This is a genomic window from Rhodocyclaceae bacterium, from assembly GCA_020248265.1.
Taxonomy (GTDB): domain Bacteria; phylum Pseudomonadota; class Gammaproteobacteria; order Burkholderiales; family CAIKXV01; genus CAIKXV01.
Genome location: JADCHX010000002.1, coordinates 420741 through 438065, shown reverse-complemented (window position 1 = coordinate 438065; position 17325 = coordinate 420741). Strand labels below are relative to the sequence as shown.

The window sequence follows — 17325 nt, the reverse complement described above, 5'->3', positions numbered from 1 at the left end:
CGATGGCGACGATCCTCGTTCAGCGCGGGATGCAGGCGCCCATCACGTTGAAGCCAGCGTCTACGTAGGTGATCTCGCCGGTGATGCCGGCGGCGAGATCGGACAGCAGGAAGGCGGTCGCATTGCCCACGTCTTCCGTCGTCACGTTCCGGCGCAGCGGCGCGTTCTCCTCGACGAACTTGAGAATCTTGCCGAAGCCGCCGATACCGGCCGCAGCCAGCGTCTTGATCGGACCGGCCGAGATGCCGTTGACCCGGATGCCTTGCGGACCGAGATTCGCCGCGAGGTAGCGCACGTTCGCCTCCAGGCTGGCCTTCGCCAGCCCCATCACGTTGTAGTTCGGTACGACACGCTCGGCGCCGAGGTAGGACAGGGTCAGCAGTGCTCCGCCGGCGCCCATCATCGGCCGTGCGGACTTCGCGAGCGCAGCGAAACTGTAGGAACTGATCTCGTGTGCGATGCGGAAGCCTTCGCGATCCAGACCGTCGAGCAGCTCGCCGGACAGCGCCTCGCGCGGTGCGAACGCGATCGCATGGACCAGGCCGTCGAGCCGGTCCCAGCACTGGCCGAGGTCGGCAAACAGCCGCTCGATGTCGGCGTCGCTTCCGACATCGCAAGGGAACACACGATCGCACGAGAACTCCGCCGCGAGTGCGACGACGCGGTCCTTCACGCCTTCGCCCTGGTATGTGAAGGCCATTTCGGCGCCTTCGCGCGCGCAGGCCTTTGCGATGCCGTAGGCGATCGACCGGTTGCTGAGCATGCCGGTGATCAGGATCCGCTTGCCTGAAAGAAAGCCCATCGAGTGCCCCGTATGCAATGAATGTGGGCGGAGTATAGCGCCGGGCTCCAGCACGGGAATTGCTTGACCCCGGGCAGGATGTTTTCGTTACACTGAGCGTGAGATGCCAGCCGCCCGTCCTGTCACCGCACGATCCAGCCGCCCGGAATCCATCGTGGCCACGATCGCGCGGTACGGCCTGGCATGTCTGTGCGCGGGTGTGCTGCTGGCCGGTTGCAGCGGTCCGTGGAATGACCCCTATCCTGACGACTCCGCGCAAGTCCGCGAACAGACGATCTATGCGGCGTTCAACCAACGGCCGAAGCATCTGGATCCCGCGCGCGCCTACACCTCGGATGCATATGTATTCGTCGGCCAGATCTACCAGCCGCCGCTGCAGTACCACTACCTGAAGCGGCCGTTCGAACTCACCGGTTTCGCGGCGACCGAGGTGCCCCGGCCGCGCTACCTCGACCGCCAGGGGCGCGAGCTGCCCGCCGATGCCCCGGCTTCCGAGGTGGCATTCAGCGTCTACGACGTGCGCATCCGCCCGGGTCTGCGCTACCAGCCGCATCCGGCGCTGGCGCTCGACGCCCAGGGACGTCCGCTCTACCACGCACTGGGGGCCGCCCAGCTCGCCGGCATCCATGCGCTCCGGGATTTCCCCCAGACGGGGACGCGCGAAGTCGTCGCAGCCGACTTCGTGCACCAGATCAAACGGCTCGCCCATCCGCGGCTGCAGTCGCCGATCCTCGGCAAGATGGCGAACTACATCGTCGGCCTCGGACCGCTGGCCGAGACGCTGCGCGAGCAGGCGAAGTTGCTGCCGCGCGATGCATTCATCGACATCGAAGCGCATTCGATCGAAGGCGTGCAGGTAGTCGACCGGCATACCTTCCGCGTGCGCCTCGCCGGCAAGTATCCGCAGTTCGTCTACTGGCTCGCGATGCCGTTCTTCGCGCCGATGCCGCCCGAGGCCGACCGCTTCTACGCGCAACCGGGGCTCGCGAAAAAGAACATCTCGCTCGACTGGTACCCGATCGGCAGCGGCCCTTACATGCTCACGGAAAACAACCCGAGCCGCCGCATGGTGCTCGAGCGCAATCCGCACTATGCGGGCGAGGTCTACCCGTCCGAGGGGGCGCCCGGCGACCGCGAAGCCGGCCTGCTCGCCGATGCCGGACGGCCGCTGCCACTCGCCCCGCGCCTCGTCTTCACGCTCGAGAAGGAGCAGATCCCGTACTGGAACAAGTTCCTGCAGGGCTGGTTCGACACCTCCGGCATCAGTTCCGATGCGTTCGACCAGGCGGTGCAGATGAACGAGTCGGGCGACATCGGCATCAGCGACGGGATGGCGGCGCGCGGCATCCGCCTGCAGACCTCGGTGGCCACCTCGGTGTTCTATGTCGGCTTCAACTGGAACGACCCGGTGGTCGGTTCCGGCGGCAAGGCCGGCCCGGCCGAGCGCGAGCGTGCACGCAAGCTGCGCCATGCGGTGTCGCTTGCGATCGACCAGGAGGAGTTCATCTCGATCTTCCGCAACGGTCGCGCGATCCCCGCACAGGGGCCGATCGCGCCGGGCATCATCGGGTTTCGCGATGGCGAGGACGGCGTCAACCGGTACATGTACGACTGGGTCGACGGCCTGCCGAGGCGCAAGCCGCTGACGGAAGCGAAGCGGCTGTTGGCCGAGGCCGGCTATCCGGATGGCCGCGATGCAAGGACCGGGCAGCCCCTGGTCCTGTACCTCGACACGACCGGCGGCGGGCCGGGTGCGCGCTCGCGCATCGAATGGTACGTGCGGCAACTGCAGAAGATCGATGTCCAATTGGTACCGCGCCTGACTGACTGGAACCGCTTCCAGGACAAGCTCAGGCAGGGCAATGTGCAGCTGTTCTTCCTCGGATGGAATGCCGACTATCCCGATCCGGAGAACTTCCTGTTCCTGCTGTACGGGCCCGAAGGAAAGGCCGGGCGCGATGGCAACAATTCGGCCAACTATGCGAACCCGGAATACGATCGCCTGTTCGAGCAGATGAAGGGGATGGACGATGGCCCGGCCCGGCAGCAGGTGATCGACCGGATGGTCGAGATCGCGCGCCATGACGCGCCGTGGGTATGGGGCCTGCACCCGGTCGACTACACGCTGCGCCACGGCTGGCTGCTCAACAGCAAGCCCAATTCGATGGCGCAGAACGAACTGAAGTACCACCGTGTGGATGGTGCGGCACGCGCGGCCGCGCAGGCGGCGTGGAACGATCCGGCGATCTGGCCGATCGGGCTTGCCGTGCTCGGCCTGCTCGCGCTGGTGCTGCCCGCCTGGGCCGGCTACCGGCGGCGCGAGCGGCGAGCGGGCCGGTTCGAGCGGCTCGGGTGGCACAAACCGCAGCGCGACGTCGGCGGCCGCGGAGCCGGGGATCCAGGCCGATGATCGCCTACCTGCTGCGCCGCCTGCTCTATGCGATCCCGATCCTGATCGGGGTCAACCTGCTCACCTTCGCGTTGTTCTTCATGGTGAACACGCCCGACGACATGGCGCGCATGCAACTGGGCGTGAAACGCGTGACACCCGAGGCGATCGAGGACTGGAAGCGCGAACGCGGCTACGACAGGCCGCTGTTCGTCAATGCGTCGGCCGAAGGTGGCGCGCGATTCACCGACACGATCTTCTTCGACAAGTCGGTGCGGCTGTTCGCGTTCGACTTCGGGTTCTCGGACGACGGCCGCGACATCGGCCGGGAGATCCGCGAGCGGATGGGACCGAGCCTCGCGATCGCGCTGCCGGTGTTCGTTCTGGGGCTGTTTGCCTATGTCTGCGCTGCGCTGCTGCTGGTGTTCTTCCGGCAGACGCCACTCGACCTGGCGGGGGTGATCGCCTGCGTGGTGCTGATGTCGGTGTCGGCGATGTTCTACATCATCGGCGGACAGTACCTGGTGAGCAAGGCCTGGCGCCTCGCCCCGATCTCGGGGTTCGCCGATGGCGTGGCGATGGTTCCCTTCCTGCTGCTGCCGGTGGTGATCGGCGTGGTGGCGGGCATCGGCAGCAGCACGCGCTGGTACCGCACGATCTTCCTCGACGAGATGGGTCGAGAGTACGTGCGCACGGCGCGCGCGAAAGGGCTGTCGGAGATGCGCGTGCTGTCCGGGCATGTGCTGCGCAACGCGATGATCCCGATCCTCACCGGCGTGGTCGTGGTGATCCCGTCGCTGTTCCTCGGCAGCCTGCTGTTCGAGTCGTTCTTCGGCATCCCGGGGCTGGGGAGCTACACGATCGATGCGATCAATGCGCAGGACTTCGCCGTGGTGCGTGCGATGGTCTTCCTCGGTTCGGTGCTCTACATCGTCGGCCTGGTGCTCACCGACCTTTCGTACGCCTGGGTCGATCCGCGGGTGCGTTTCGCATGATCGGCCAGGGATCATTCCTGCCGGTACTGCTGTGGACCGATGCACTCGTGTTCCTGCTGGTTGCCGTGCTGTGCGCGTTCGCCTGGTCCTGCTGGCGCAACGAGAACCTGAGGCGGGGCTGGCGCCGCGTCGCGGGCAACAGCATCGGCATGGGTTCGGCAGTGGTGCTCGCGCTGTTCGTCGGAATCGGCCTGCTCGATTCGCTGCACTTCCGGCCCGCGCTCGAGAAGCCGGGCGAGGGTGGCAAGGCAGCGTATTCGGTCGACGTGCTGAGCGTGCTCGACCTGCTGGTCGCGCCGTTGCGCGAGCGGCGCGAGAAGACCTACTCCGCCCCGCTCGCCGCAGTCTCGTTCCAGAAGGAGACGATCGAACGGCCGGATGGGGCGCAGGTCCGGGAGTTCCCCCGCCTGCGCCATGGCGGCGCGCATCTTGCCGATCCTGCCGACCGGGCCGCCGACGTCGCACTGCGTGCCGTTGCCGGCCTGCTGGCCGGGGTGCTCGCGGCGGGCGCGTTCTGCACGCTCTGGATCGCCGCGATCGCCCGCCGCCGGCGAGCCGCGTTCCGGGCGACCCTGGTGGACATCCGGCGCGGCGTCGGGGACGGCGTGAACTGGCGCGCGCTGCTGGTGACTGCGTCGGTGCTGCTGGTGCTCGCCGGTCCGGTCGTGGTGCTGTCGGCCCACTACCACGTGCTCGGCACGTCGAAGATCGGCCAGAGCGTCCTGTACCTGTCCCTCAAGAGCATCCGCACGAGCCTGGTCATCGGTACGCTGACCACGCTCGTGCTGATGCCATTCGCCGTGCTGCTCGGTATCGCCGCCGGTTACTTCAAGGGCTGGGTCGACGACCTGATCCAGTACGTGTACACGACGATCGAGTCGATCCCGTCCGTGCTGCTGATCGCGGCCGGGGTGCTTCTGATACAGGTGTACATGGAAACTCGGCCGGGGCTGTTCGAGACATCGGCGCAGCGCGCCGACTTCCGCCTGCTGATGCTGTGCGTGATCCTCGGGCTTGCCAACTGGACCGGACTCTGCAGGCTGCTGCGCGGGGAGGCGCTGAAGCTGCGCGAACTCGAGTATGTTCAGGCGGCCCACGCATTCGGCGTATCCCACTGGCGGATCATCGTGCGCCACCTGGCTCCGAACATGCTGCACATCGTGCTGATCTCGGCGGTGATGGGCTTCTCCGGGCTCGTGCTGGCCGAGGCGGTACTCTCGTATGTCGGCGTCGGCGTCGATCCGAGCATGATCAGCTTCGGCACGATGATCAACGACGCGCGCCTGGAGATGGCGCGTGAACCGATGGTCTGGTGGTCGCTGGCCTCGGCATTCGCATTCATGCTCGCGCTCGTGCTCGCAGCCAACCTCTTCGCCGATGCGGTGCGCGACGCGTTCGATCCGCGTTCGACGGTACGCCGGGCCGGCTTCCGGATCGGTCCGGTGCGCGGGCCGGGCAGGGCAGGGGAACGCGCATGACCGACATGACCGATCGCGACGACGGCAGCATGACGCCGGAACCTGCGGCCCTGCTCGAGATCGACGGTCTGCGCACATGGGTCGACGGTGGCACCTCGATCGTCCGGGCGGTCGATTCGGTCGGCCTGGTACTCGCGCGTGGCGAGACCCTGGCGCTGCTCGGCGAATCGGGCTGTGGCAAGTCGATGGCCGCGCTGTCGGTCATGCGGCTGCTGCCGGACGCCGCCGAGGTGGTCGACGGCACTGTCCGGCTGGAGGGCGAGGACCTGCTCGACCTGCCGGAAAAGGCGATGCGCGAGATACGTGGTGCACGCATCGGCATGATCTTCCAGGAGCCGATGCTGTCGCTCAACCCGGTGATGCGCGTCGGCATGCAGGTCGAGGAGGCGCTGTACCGTCACCGGCGCATGGCCGGTGCTGCAGCGCGCGCCCGAGCCCTCGAACTGCTGCAGGCCGTCGGCATACCTGAGGCGGCGCGCAGGATGGACGAGTATCCGTTCCAGCTCTCGGGTGGCATGCGCCAGCGGGTGATGATCGCGCTCGCCCTGGCCTGTGATCCCGAACTGCTGATCGGCGACGAGCCGACCACCGCGCTGGACGTGACGATCCAGGCGCAGGTGCTCGACCTGCTGCGTGAAATCCAGCGCAGCCGAGGGATGGCGATGCTGCTGATCACCCACGACCTCGGCGTGGTCGCGGAGACGGCGCAGCGGGTGGCCGTGATGTACGCCGGCGAAATCGTCGAAGTCGCCCGGGTCGACACCTTTCTGCGCGGCCCGGCGCACCCATATTCGCGCAAGCTGTTCGATTCGCTGCCGGAGCGCGGCAGCCGCGATACCCCGCTGGCGGTGATCCGCGGCAGCGTGCCCGCGCTGGACGGGACGTTCATCGGTTGCCGGTTCGCCGAGCGCTGCGACCAGGCGTTCGCGCCCTGCCGCGCAACACTGCCGCCGCTGGTCGCGCTGGCGGACGGGCAGAGCGTACGCTGCCACCTGTTTGCGGTGCGTGGGGCCGAGGCGCCGCCCGCGTTGCAGCCACATCCGGCGCAGTCCGGGCCTGAGCCTGGCACCGCGTCGGCGCGCGTTGCCGCGGCGCAGGCTGCGCCGCTGCTCGTTGCGCGCGACCTGCAGGTGCACTTTCCGTTGCGCGGTGGCCTGCTGCGCGGCGCGCGCGGTACGGTGCGCGCGGTCGACGGTGTCTCGCTCGAGATCGCCCCGGGCCGCACCCTGGCACTGGTCGGTGAATCGGGCTGTGGCAAGACGACGGTCGGCAAGGCGCTGCTGCGGCTGGTCGAGCCGACGGGGGGCAGCATCGCTTTCGGGGGGCGCGACCTGAGCGGGCTGGGCCGCGCCGCGCTGCGTCCGTTGCGCGCGCGGATGCAGATCGTGTTCCAGGATCCCTATGCATCGCTGAATCCGCGCATCCGCATCGGCGATGCGCTGGACGAAGGCATGCGCTCATTGCGCCCGGAGTGGGGCGCCGCCGAACGTGCGCGGCGCATCCTGCGCCTGCTGGAACAGGTCGGATTGCCGGCGGAGGCAGGCAACCGCTTTCCGCATCAGTTCTCCGGCGGCCAGCGGCAGCGGGTCGCGATTGCGCGCGCGCTGTCGGTCGAGCCGCAGCTGGTGGTGTGCGACGAACCGACGAGCGCCCTCGACGTGTCGGTGCAGGCGCAGATCCTGAACCTGCTGCGCAGTCTGCAGCAGCAGATGGGGTTGTCCTATCTGTTCATCACGCACAACCTCGGCGTGGTCGAAGTCGTGGCCGACGAGATCGCCGTGATGTATCTCGGACGCATCGTCGAGCGGGGGCCGGTGCGCGCGGTGCTCGACAGCCCGGCCCATCCATACACGCGTGCGTTGCTGTCGGCGGTCCCGCGGATCGATCGCGGCGTGCTGCCGGCGGCTGAGCGTATCGTCGGCGATCCGCCCTCGCCGATCGATCCGCCGGCTGGATGCCACTTCCGCCAGCGCTGCCTGCATGCGATGCCGGTCTGCCAGCAGCGCTACCCAGCCAGTTTCGCACTGGCGGGCGGGCGAGTGGTGGCTTGCCACCTGCATGCCCCGGAGGACGCCGCGCGCTGAGCGGCCCCGCGGCTTAAGGCTTCAGCGACGCTCGCCCTGCTGGGTGGCGACGATCGTCGGCCGGGCTGGCGGCGTGGGCGGCGTTGCCTTGCGGGCAGTCGCGGCTTGTCCGGGCGGGCGCGGGGACGTCGCTGCAGGGCGCGCTGGCTGTCGGCTGCCGGCGGCTGCCAGGGGCGGACGCGGCGTGCCTCGGGCAGTGGCGGCACCACGCGGCGCTGCGGCAGTGCGAGGGGCTGCAGCGGAACGGGCAACCGGCCGTGCCGCACGCACCGGCGGCTCTTCGAATTGCGCGCTGGCGCCGGTCGGAATCAACAGGTCGACGTCGCCTGCCGCAGCGCGCATCCTCTGCGGCAGGTCGTTGCTTCGCCTGAGCGCCGCCAGCGTCACGCCGTTACGGCGCGCGATCTGGTCGAGTGGTTCGCCGGCGCGCGGGGTGTAGATCCGTACCGACGCGAGCGCGCGTTCGCCCAGGTCGCGCAGCCCCGCACTGAACTGGGTCATGCGGTCGAGCGGCAGCAGCAGCGTCGGCAGCTTGTTGACGTTGATGACCGACCGGTTGTGCGCCGGGTTGAGCGCGACGAACTCCTCGACGGTCATCCCGGCGAGCCTGGCGGCGACCTTGACATCCATGTGCTGCTCGACCTGCACGGTACCGAAGTAGGGCTCGTTCGGCACGTCGGCCAGCGTCATGTTGAACTGGCGCGGGTTGGCGATGATGTTCTTCACCGCCTGCAGCTTGGGCACGTAGGCGCGCGTCTCAGCGGGCAACTGGAGGCTGGAGAAATCGACCCGGTCCCCGCGCAGCGCATTGCGGGCGATCGCCCGCTGCACGCAGCCTTCGCCGCAGTTGTAGGCGGCGAGTGCGAGCTCCCAGCTGCCGAACATGTCGTACAACTTCTGCAGGTAGTCGAGCGCTGCTTCGGTGGACAGCAGGATGTCGCGCCGGCTGTCGAGCCAGGCGTTCTGGCGCAGGCCGAAGTTGAGCCCGGTGGAGGGTATGAATTGCCACATGCCTGCCGCGCGTGCCGGGGACACCGCGACAGGGTTGTACGCACTCTCGATGATCGGCAGCAGTGCGAGTTCGGCGGGCATGCCGCGGCGCTCGATCACCTCGACGATGTGGAACAGGTAGCGCCGGCTGCGCTCGACCACCCGCCGCAGGTGGTCCGGGCGGTTGGCGTAGAAGTCTTCCTCCTGGCGAACAGCCGGATGGACCAGGTCGGGCATGCCGAACCCGTTGCGCAGCCGCGTCCACAGGCTGGTGGGCGGCTGCGTGAGGTCGCTGGCCGGTACGAGGCTGATGTCGCTTATCTGGCCGGACAACAGGCCGAAGCCGCCGCCCTCGCTGCGCAGGCCGAGGGACGACAGGTCGGGCGTGTCCGCCCCGGGTGCCTGCTGGACCATGCTCACGCGGCCCGTGGACGGATCGACTGCTTCCTCGGCGGCGACCGGGCCTGCCAGGGTCACCACGACCGCGACCGCAAGACCGCGCATCAGGCGGTGCAAAGGAACGTCCAGCACCCCGCGCAACGGATGCAGGAGGGAGGGGCGAGACCGGCGTGGGGCGGTCGGTACGGAAGGTACAGCCATCGATCGGTGCTCCGGTGGTGCGACTGCGCACGATCACCGGGACGCGATGTCATGTCATCGCGACTGCGGGGGTCGACGCTTCAGCATGCAAGATCGCACACGGCCGGGGATGAATTGAGAAACGGCAGCTTAGTCGGCCGGGGCGGTCGAGTCAAGGCGGAACGACAATCGACTGGAATCGTATCTGACTGATTCTTCAAAGATATTGGCCGAATGTCTCGAGTCTGCCTCGCGCGCTGGCCTCAGAAGACGTTCTTCCAGGCACGCAGTTCGGCGAACACCTCCACCGGGCCGGACAGTGCGCGTCCGGCATGTGCCGCCGCGGCATCGGCCACTGCCGGCTCGGCACAGCGCAGGAACGGATTGGTCGCGCGTTCGGTGCGAAGGGTCGATGGCAATGAGGGGCGACCCGACGTGCGCCGGGCATCGACCTCGCTCGCCCACTCGTCGATCGCGCCGTTGCCCGGCTCGACCGTGCGCGCGAAGGCGATGTTGGCTGCGGTGTATTCGTGGCCGCAGAACACCAGCGTCTCCGGTGGCAGCGCCGCCAGCCGGTCGAGCGAGGCCGACATCTGAGACGGCGTACCCTCGAACATCCGTCCGCAGCCGACCGAGAACAGGGTGTCGCCGGAGAACAGCAGTCCGTGTCCGTGGAACGCGACGTGGCTGGTGGTGTGCCCTGGCACCTCCAGTACCTCGAACTCGAGCCCGCCGTCGCAGAGGCCATCGAGTACCACCCGATCGCCGTCGCGCACGCGTGTGGTCGCCTCGGTGACCCGATCGTCGGCCGGGCCGTAGACCGGGACCGGCCCCAGGGCGTGCACCAGCCCGGCGACGCCACCCACATGGTCGGCGTGGTGGTGCGTCAGCAGGATGCCGGCGAGCCGCAGGCTGCTCGCCCGCAGCGCCGCGAGCACCGGCGCCGCCTCGCCCGGATCGACTACGACGGCATGGCCACCGGCGCGGATGCACCAAATGTAGTTATCCTTGAATGCATCGATCGGCTCGATCGTGATGCCGTCCGGCAGGGTGGTCGGGACGGCGGGACGCGCGGCGGACGAGGCGGGCATGGCAAGGCTCCGGAGTCAGGAAGGCAGTTCGTGTCGGACGGAATGAAGAACCAGGTCAAGATGGTAAACGCACAGCCTCCGGGGCTGGGTGCGCCGGATGCTGACTGGCTCGCCACGCCGCTGGGCACCTATCTCGTCGAACAGGAGCAGCGCTTCTTCGACGCGACCGTCGTCGACCTGTTCGGCTACAACGCCCTGCAGATCGGGCTGCCCCAGGTCGACCTGCTGCGCGCCAGCCGGATGACGCTGCGCGAGCGCGTCGCCCCGATCGCACCGGCCGGGCTGCGTGCCGACTGCACCGCGCTGCCAATCGCGCCAAACGTGGTCGACCTGGTGGTGCTGCCGCATGTGCTCGAGTTCAGCCCGCATCCGCACCAGATCCTGCGCGAGGTCGAACGTATCCTGATGCCCGACGGGAACCTGCTGATCTCCGGGCTCAATCCGTGGAGCCTCTGGGGTATCCGCCGCACGCTGGCCGGTGGTGGCGGGGCGTCCCCCTGGCAGGGCGAATACATCAGCCTGCTGCAGTTGAAGGATTGGCTGACGCTGCTCGGATTCGAGGTGACTGCGGGCCGCATGGCCTGCTACGCCCCGCCGTTCGCGCAGCAGAAGTGGCTGCGCCGCGGCGGCTTCATGGAGGCGGCCGGCAACCGCTGGTGGCCGTTCGCCGGCGGCGTGTATTTCCTGCAGGCGGTCAAGCGCGTCGTCGGCATGCGCGTGATCCTGCCCCGCTGGTCCGAGAACCGGCGCGCGAAACCGGCGCTGGCCGTGGTGCCGCGGCGGGTGCGCCGGCCCGAAGGCGCCGCCGCGTGCGAGGCGCCGCCGCCGCCCCATCCACATCTGCCTTCCAACTGAACGCGCATCCGCAAGACGAGGGTTCACCACACATGCAAGCGCAGCAGCCGGCGATGCCGGACGATGACAAAGCGGGTATGGCCGACGGCGAGCCGCCGGTCGATATCTACACCGACGGCGCCTGCAAGGGCAATCCGGGGGCCGGGGGCTGGGGCGCGCTGCTCCGGCGCGGCAGCCACGAGAAGGAACTGTTCGGCGGCGAGGCGCATACGACGAACAACCGGATGGAACTGCTGGCGGTGATCCGCGCGCTGGACGCGCTGACCCGTCCGTCCGTGGTCCGGGTACATACCGATTCGCAGTACGTGCAGCAGGGCATCAGCACCTGGATCCATGGCTGGAAACGCAAGAACTGGCGGACGGCCGCCGGTGCACCGGTGAAGAACGTCGATCTGTGGAAGGCGCTCGACGCGGCGGCTTCGCGCCACCGGATCGAATGGCTCTGGGTGCGCGGCCACGCCGGGCATCCCGGTAACGAGCGGGCCGATGCGCTGGCCAATCGCGGCGTGTCTGCCGCTTCCGGCGATTGAGGGGCGACTGATGCGCACGATCCGACAGGTGGCCCTGGACACCGAGACCACCGGGCTCGACGTGAAGCTCGGCAACCGCGTGATCGAGGTCGCGGCGGTCGAGATCGTGAACCGCCAGCTGAGCGGCGTCTATTTTCACCGCTATGTGAATGCCGGGCGCGACAGCGAACCGGGCGCGCTTGAGGTGCATGGCCTGACCAGCGAGTTCCTGGCCGACAAGCCGGCCTTCCCCGAGATCGCGCGCGACCTCCTCGAGTTCATCGACGGTGCCGAACTGATCATCCACAACGCGGCCTTCGACATCGAGTTCCTCGATGCGGAACTGGCGCTGGCCGGACACGAGCCGCTGTCGCGCTACTGCGGGCCGGTGATCGACAGCCTCGCTCTGGCGCGCGAACTGCGCCCCGGCAAGCGCAACAACCTCGATGCGTTGTGCGAAGCCTATTCGATCGACCGCAGTGGCCGGGTGCGCCACGGTGCGCTGATCGACACCCGGCTGCTGGCGCAGGTCTACCTGGCGATGACGCGGGGCCAGGACCGGCTGGTGATCGACACTGCACCGGCCGATCGCCTCGCAGCCGGCGGCGAGGCCGACCTCGCGACGCTGGTGCTGCCGGTCGTTGCCGCCGATGCCTCCGAGGTGGCTGCACACGAGGCGCGCCTCGATGCGATCGACAAGGCGTCGCGTGGCCCGTCGTTGTGGCGGCTGCCTGGCGCTGACCCTTCCACCCCTGCCGCAGCCGCAGCTTGAACTTCAATCCAGCCCCTTTCCAGGAGTCGCAGCGTGGGTGACCAGTATCCCGTCGTGAAAGTCGCTGCCGTCCAGGCGGCATCCGTGTTCCTCGACCGCGAGGGATCGACCGAGAAGGCATGCCGGCTGATCCGTGAAGCGGGATCCAACGGCGCGCAGCTCATCGCTTTTCCGGAGAGCTTCATCCCGGCCCATCCGATCTGGTACCACCATCATCCAGCCACCGGCACGCTGGCCAACCGGTTCGCGGTGGAACTGTTCAAGAACGCGGTCGAGATCCCGGGTCCCGAGATCGCGGCGCTGTCCGCAGCTGCCGCCGAGGCCGGAGCCTACGTGGTCATCGGCGTCTGCGAAAAGCTGCCGAAGACGCTCGGTACGCTGTTCAACACGCAGGTGTGGTTCGGTCCGGACGGCACGCTGCTCGGCAAGCACCAGAAGATCATGCCCACGGTAGGCGAGCGGCTGGTGCATACCGGCGGCTTCGGCGACACCTTCGGCGCGGTGCAGACGCAGTTCGGGCCGGTCAGCGGGCTTATCTGCGGCGAGAACTCCAATCCGCTCGCGATCTTCGCGCTCACCGCCGAACACACCCGTATCCACGTGATGAGCTGGCCGAACCACTTCCCCACCAGCGGCGATCCGCTGCGCAACCGCGTCGCGATCGACTCGCAGGCATTCGCGCAGATGAGCAAGGCGTGGGTGATCTCGGCCTGCGGCACGGTCGACGAGGACACGATCCGCAAGCTCGAGGTCGGGCCCGAGGGGGAGAAGTTCCTGCGCAGCCCCGATTGCTGCGGCGGCAGCCTGATCGTGTCGCCGTACAGCCGCGTGGTCGCCGGGCCGATGGGCCCGGAGGAGGGCATCCTGTACGCCGAATGCAACCTCGAGGCTGGCATCAACATGAAGCTGCGCCACGATTTCGCCGGACACTACAACCGGCCGGACATCTTCCAGCTGCACATCAACCGGGACGTCCCGCAGCTGTATACCGTGCATGCCGAGCCCTCGGCCGGAGCCCTTGAAGCGCCTCGGACCGGACTGCGCGAGATACCCCCCGCGGCGCCGACGCTGCCGCAGCCGTCCGCGGCCCGTCCCGCGCTCGGCATCAAGCCGCCCGCCGACGCCGACTGACCCGTCAGTCGTCGAGGCTGCCGCGGCCGCCGGCGCGGTTGCGCTTGATCGAGCCCTGCGCCTTCTTGTCGCTGAGTCGGCGCTCGCGCGAACCGGCCGTCGGGCGGGTCGCGACGCGGCGTTTCGGGCGCACGCAGGCGCGTGCGATGAGTTCGAGCAGGCGGGCCATCGCGTCGTCCCGGTTCAGCTGCTGGGTGCGGTGGCGCTGGGCGCTGATCAGGATGCGCCGGTCGAGCGTGGCGCGGCTGCCCGCCAGCGCGATCGCGCGCTGCTGTACCTCGGCCGGCAATCCGGACCGGGGCAGGTCGCAGGTCAGCTCGACCGCGGTAGAGACCTTGTTGACATTCTGACCGCCTGGACCGGAGGCGCGCACGAAGCGTACCTCGATGCAGCCGGGGTCGAGGCCGATGCCGGGCGCGACCGGGATCAGGGCAGCCATCGCGGTCGACGCGCTCAGGCGCTGACGTCGGGATCGAGTTCGCGCCTCAGCAGCGCGATCTGGTCCTTCAGCAACAGCTTGCGCTTCTTCAGGCGGCGTACCTGCAACTGGTCCACGACCGGCTCTGAGAGGAGCGCGTCCAGCAGACGGTCGAGGTCGCGATGCTCGCCCGCCAGTTCATCGACGCGGGCCAGAAGCTGCGCCCGGTAGGGGTGGCTCATGGTTGTTCCGTGCCGTTGCACAAGGGCGAGGCCTGTGCGCGCGGCCGTTTCGACGGCGCGGTGGATACCGCACGGAGACTATACACCCGGGCGGCCCGGCCGCCGCCGACGGCAACGCGGCACGCTTCGCTTATCATCTGCAGAGGCGACGGCGACAGAGCCGCGCGACGAACGATCGGAGGGCACACGCAGATGAGCACCGGTACCACGAAGGCGATCCGTATCCAGGCCGTGGGTGGCCCCGAGGTGATGTCCTGGGAGGAGGTGCCGCTGCCCGTGCCTGGCCCCGGCCAGGCGACGGTGCGCCATCATGCGGTCGGCCTGAACTACATCGACGTCTATTTCCGTACGGGTCTCTACCCGCAGCCGCTGCCGGGCGGGCTGGGCATGGAAGGTGCGGGCGTGGTCGAGGCGGTCGGCGAGGGCGTGACCGATATCGCCGTGGGTGACCGTGTTGCCTACGCCGGGACGCCGACCGGCGCCTACTCACAGGCGCGCGTGATGCCGGCAGCGAAGCTGGTGAAGTTGCCCGAGGGCATCGGGTTCGAGCAGGCCGCAGCGATGATGCTGCAGGGCATGACCGCGCAGTACCTGCTCAAGCGCACGTATCCGGTGAAGGCGGGACAGACCATCCTGTGGCATGCAGCGGCCGGCGGCGTCGGCCTCATCGCCTGCCAGTGGGCGAAAGCGCTCGGTGCCACCGTCATCGGCACGGTCGGCTCGGACGAGAAGGCCCGCCTCGCGAAGGCCCACGGCTGCGATCATGTGATCGTCTACTCGCGCGAGAACTTCGTCGAGCGGGTGAAGGAGATCACCGGTGGCCGTGGCGTCCCGGTGGTCTACGACTCCGTCGGCAAGGACACCTGGCCGGCTTCGCTCGACTGCCTGCAGCCGCTCGGCATGATGGTCAGCTTCGGTAACGCGTCCGGACCGATCCCGCCGGTGAACACCGCCGACCTCGCATCGCGCGGCTCGTTGTTCTTCACCCGCCCGACGCTGATGAGTTACACCGCGACGCGCGAAGACCTGCTCGCGAGCGCGGCCGACCTGTTCGATGCCGTGCTCACTGGCAAGGTGAAGATCGAGATCCAGCAGCGTTATCCGCTGGCCGAGGCGGCGCTGGCACACCGCGACCTCGAGGCACGGCGGACCACGGGCTCGACCGTGCTGATTCCGTGATTTGCCTGTCTGCCCGGGGATGACCATGACATCGACCAAGCCTTTGTCGCCTCGACCGGGCCTGCGCGTGATCGGCGTGCTCGCCGCCGGCGCCGGCCTGCTGCTTGCGGCGGCAGGTGCCTGCGCGCACCACGGCTGGAGCGAGTACGACACCGGCCGCGCGCTTACCATCACCGGTGCGATCCTCGAGGCCGGCCACGACAATCCGCACGGTTTCGTGCGCATGAAGGCCGGCAACCAGGTGTGGCGCGTCATTCTCGCACCGCCGGCCCGGATGGATGCGCGCGGGCTGCCCGCGGGCAGCCTGAAGGTCGGCGCGACCGCGACGCTGGTCGGTTATCCGCACCGTAGCGACGCGCGGCAGATGCGTGCGGAGCGGATCACCCTCGAAGGTGGTCAGCCGGTCGAACTGCGGTGAGCCGCCCGGTGACGCTACGATGCGCGATGATCGAACGGCGAGACGATGCACCCGGGGCCCGAAGGTCCGGGTTGCGCCGATCGCCTGTGCCTGAGCGAGAACGATGAACGGCAGACGCGGACGCAATGGCTGGAACGACGGCGGTGGGCGCGCGATCTTCGCGGCGCCGGGTGGCGGCTGGGCGGCGCGCTGGCTCGCGCCCAGGCGCGCATACGGCCTCGCCGCGATTGCCTGCTTCTGCCTGATCGGTTTTGCCCTCTACCTGCAGTACGTGCAGAAGGAGGATCCCTGCCCGCTGTGCATCCTGCAGCGGATCGCGATGATCGGCATGGGCCTGGTGTTCATGGTGGCGGCGCTGCACGCGCCGCGGGGCAGGGGGCTCATCGTCTACAGCGTGCTGGCGGCAATGATCGGTGCGGCCGGGGCGGCGGTGGCCGGGCGCCATGTGTGGCTGCAGAACCTGCCCAAGGATCGCGTGCCGGAGTGCGGGCCAGGCCTCGACTTCATGCTGCAGCAGTTCCCGTTGTCGCAGGTTTTTTCGCTGGTGCTGCGCGGGTCCGGCGAATGCGCCGAGGCCGGTTGGCGCTTCCTCGGACTGACCATTCCTGCATGGACGCTGCTATGGTTTTCGGGCCTGATCGTGCTCTCGATCGCGGTCGGCTGGCGTTCGGTACGGCGTCGCCACGACGGATTCTGAGGTGCCGGTCGCCCCTTGTCGCGGCCACCGTCGGGCACCGCACAGACACAGGGACACGAAATGGTTGACGCGTCCCGAATTACCCGGTATACCGCAGACTGTTGTTCCTCTCTAAGTCCGAAGTCTGCAATCCGACCGCTGCTTCTTCAGCGGGTGCGGGCCACCTCAGATGGCCCGTCCTGCAGTGGTTGGCGGCTGTTGTGCCTTGGGATGTGAACAGCGGTTGCGGGTTACCCGCTTTATAAATGGCTCTCAAGGAATCAAGTTATGGCAACGGGCGTAGTCAAGTGGTTCAACGAGTCGAAGGGCTTCGGCTTCATCACCCCTGATGGCGGCGGCGAAGATCTGTTCGCGCACTTCAGCGCGATCAACATGCCGGGTTTCAAGACCCTGAAGGACGGCCAGCGCGTCTCCTTCGACGTCGTGCCGGGCAAGAAGGGCCAGCAGGCTGCCAACATCCAGGCCGTCTGATCGCCGCGTCGAAGCAGTGAAGAAAAGCCGGGCATGCCCGGCTTTTTTTTCGTCCGTCGTGCCCGATACCTGCAGGCACGCCGGCAGCGATCCGTTCCACCCGACAGCGGCAACCCGCTTCGCGAAGGCGGTCTTCGCCGGGCCGACGTCGTCGCCCGTGCCCGACCCTTGGGCGACATGAGGCGTTTCGGGTCGACCGGTTCCGCTAGAATCCGTGGATTGCAA

The 17325-nt window shown here is 68.3% G+C and carries 17 protein-coding genes; 12 read left to right on the top strand and 5 right to left on the bottom strand.

Features of this window, described 5'->3' with window-relative positions:
• Positions 1-19: 19 nt before the first annotated feature.
• Positions 20-802: an enoyl-ACP reductase FabI gene (fabI, locus tag ING98_02870; GenBank protein ID MCA3100791.1), complete on the bottom strand. Its 783-nt coding sequence runs from the start codon at positions 800-802 to the stop codon at positions 20-22.
• A 103-nt stretch (positions 803-905) separates the two neighbouring features.
• Here fabI and ING98_02865 point away from each other — a divergent pair, with 103 nt between their 5' ends.
• From ING98_02865 to ING98_02850, 4 genes are read left to right on the top strand one after another with little or no spacing between them, the layout of a single operon-like run.
• Entirely contained in the window at positions 906-3212 is a 2307-nt protein-coding gene (locus ING98_02865) for an ABC transporter substrate-binding protein (protein MCA3100790.1), read from the top strand.
• Positions 3209-4186, top strand: a complete 978-nt coding sequence (locus ING98_02860; protein ID MCA3100789.1) for an ABC transporter permease — start codon at positions 3209-3211, stop codon at positions 4184-4186. The genes ING98_02865 and ING98_02860 overlap by 4 nt, the downstream gene beginning before the upstream one ends.
• The gene (locus tag ING98_02855) at positions 4183-5664 is read left to right on the top strand and encodes an ABC transporter permease (GenBank protein MCA3100788.1); all 1482 of its coding nucleotides are present in this window, start codon (positions 4183-4185) and stop codon (positions 5662-5664) included. The genes ING98_02860 and ING98_02855 overlap by 4 nt, the downstream gene beginning before the upstream one ends.
• Before the next feature lie 29 nt (positions 5665-5693).
• Entirely contained in the window at positions 5694-7748 is a 2055-nt protein-coding gene (locus ING98_02850; GenBank protein ID MCA3100787.1) for an ABC transporter ATP-binding protein, read from the top strand.
• A gap of 21 nt (positions 7749-7769) precedes the next feature.
• Here ING98_02850 and ING98_02845 read toward each other — a convergent pair whose 3' ends face one another.
• Together ING98_02845 and gloB are read right to left on the bottom strand one after the other, a co-directional pair.
• Positions 7770-9338, bottom strand: coding sequence for a transglycosylase SLT domain-containing protein (locus ING98_02845; GenBank protein MCA3100786.1), 1569 nt, complete (start codon positions 9336-9338; stop codon positions 7770-7772).
• Positions 9339-9580: 242 nt separating this feature from the next.
• Positions 9581-10408 (bottom strand): hydroxyacylglutathione hydrolase, encoded by an 828-nt coding sequence (gene gloB / locus ING98_02840; GenBank protein ID MCA3100785.1) that lies wholly within the window; start codon positions 10406-10408, stop codon positions 9581-9583.
• A 60-nt stretch (positions 10409-10468) separates the two neighbouring features.
• Between gloB and ING98_02835 the strand changes: the two genes are divergently transcribed.
• The 4 genes from ING98_02835 (at position 10469) to ING98_02820 (ending at position 13675) form a co-directional block, all read left to right on the top strand.
• Complete coding sequence (locus tag ING98_02835; protein MCA3100784.1) at positions 10469-11263, top strand: class I SAM-dependent methyltransferase; 795 nt, start codon at positions 10469-10471, stop codon at positions 11261-11263.
• Positions 11264-11340: 77 nt separating this feature from the next.
• Complete coding sequence (gene rnhA, locus ING98_02830; GenBank protein MCA3100783.1) at positions 11341-11793, top strand: ribonuclease HI; 453 nt, start codon at positions 11341-11343, stop codon at positions 11791-11793.
• A gap of 19 nt (positions 11794-11812) precedes the next feature.
• Positions 11813-12544, top strand: coding sequence for a DNA polymerase III subunit epsilon (gene dnaQ, locus ING98_02825; protein ID MCA3100782.1), 732 nt, complete (start codon positions 11813-11815; stop codon positions 12542-12544).
• 33 nt (positions 12545-12577) lie between these two features.
• Positions 12578-13675 (top strand): carbon-nitrogen hydrolase family protein, encoded by a 1098-nt coding sequence (locus ING98_02820; protein ID MCA3100781.1) that lies wholly within the window; start codon positions 12578-12580, stop codon positions 13673-13675.
• Between the two features lie 4 nt (positions 13676-13679).
• Here ING98_02820 and arfB read toward each other — a convergent pair whose 3' ends face one another.
• Together arfB and ING98_02810 are read right to left on the bottom strand one after the other, a co-directional pair.
• On the bottom strand, positions 13680-14114 hold the full coding sequence (gene arfB / locus ING98_02815) for an aminoacyl-tRNA hydrolase (protein MCA3100780.1): 435 nt from the start codon (positions 14112-14114) through the stop codon (positions 13680-13682).
• 14 nt (positions 14115-14128) lie between these two features.
• Entirely contained in the window at positions 14129-14335 is a 207-nt protein-coding gene (locus ING98_02810) for a DUF465 domain-containing protein (protein MCA3100779.1), read from the bottom strand.
• 192 nt (positions 14336-14527) lie between these two features.
• On the opposite strand from ING98_02810, the gene ING98_02805 reads away from it, so the two are divergent.
• The 4 genes from ING98_02805 (at position 14528) to ING98_02790 (ending at position 17100) form a co-directional block, all read left to right on the top strand.
• Positions 14528-15514, top strand: a complete 987-nt coding sequence (locus ING98_02805; GenBank protein ID MCA3100778.1) for a quinone oxidoreductase — start codon at positions 14528-14530, stop codon at positions 15512-15514.
• 76 nt (positions 15515-15590) lie between these two features.
• Positions 15591-15932 (top strand): hypothetical protein, encoded by a 342-nt coding sequence (locus ING98_02800; protein MCA3100777.1) that lies wholly within the window; start codon positions 15591-15593, stop codon positions 15930-15932.
• Between the two features lie 103 nt (positions 15933-16035).
• On the top strand, positions 16036-16629 hold the full coding sequence (locus ING98_02795; protein ID MCA3100776.1) for a disulfide bond formation protein B: 594 nt from the start codon (positions 16036-16038) through the stop codon (positions 16627-16629).
• Positions 16630-16896: 267 nt separating this feature from the next.
• On the top strand, positions 16897-17100 hold the full coding sequence (locus ING98_02790; GenBank protein MCA3100775.1) for a cold-shock protein: 204 nt from the start codon (positions 16897-16899) through the stop codon (positions 17098-17100).
• Positions 17101-17325: the final 225 nt, after the last annotated feature.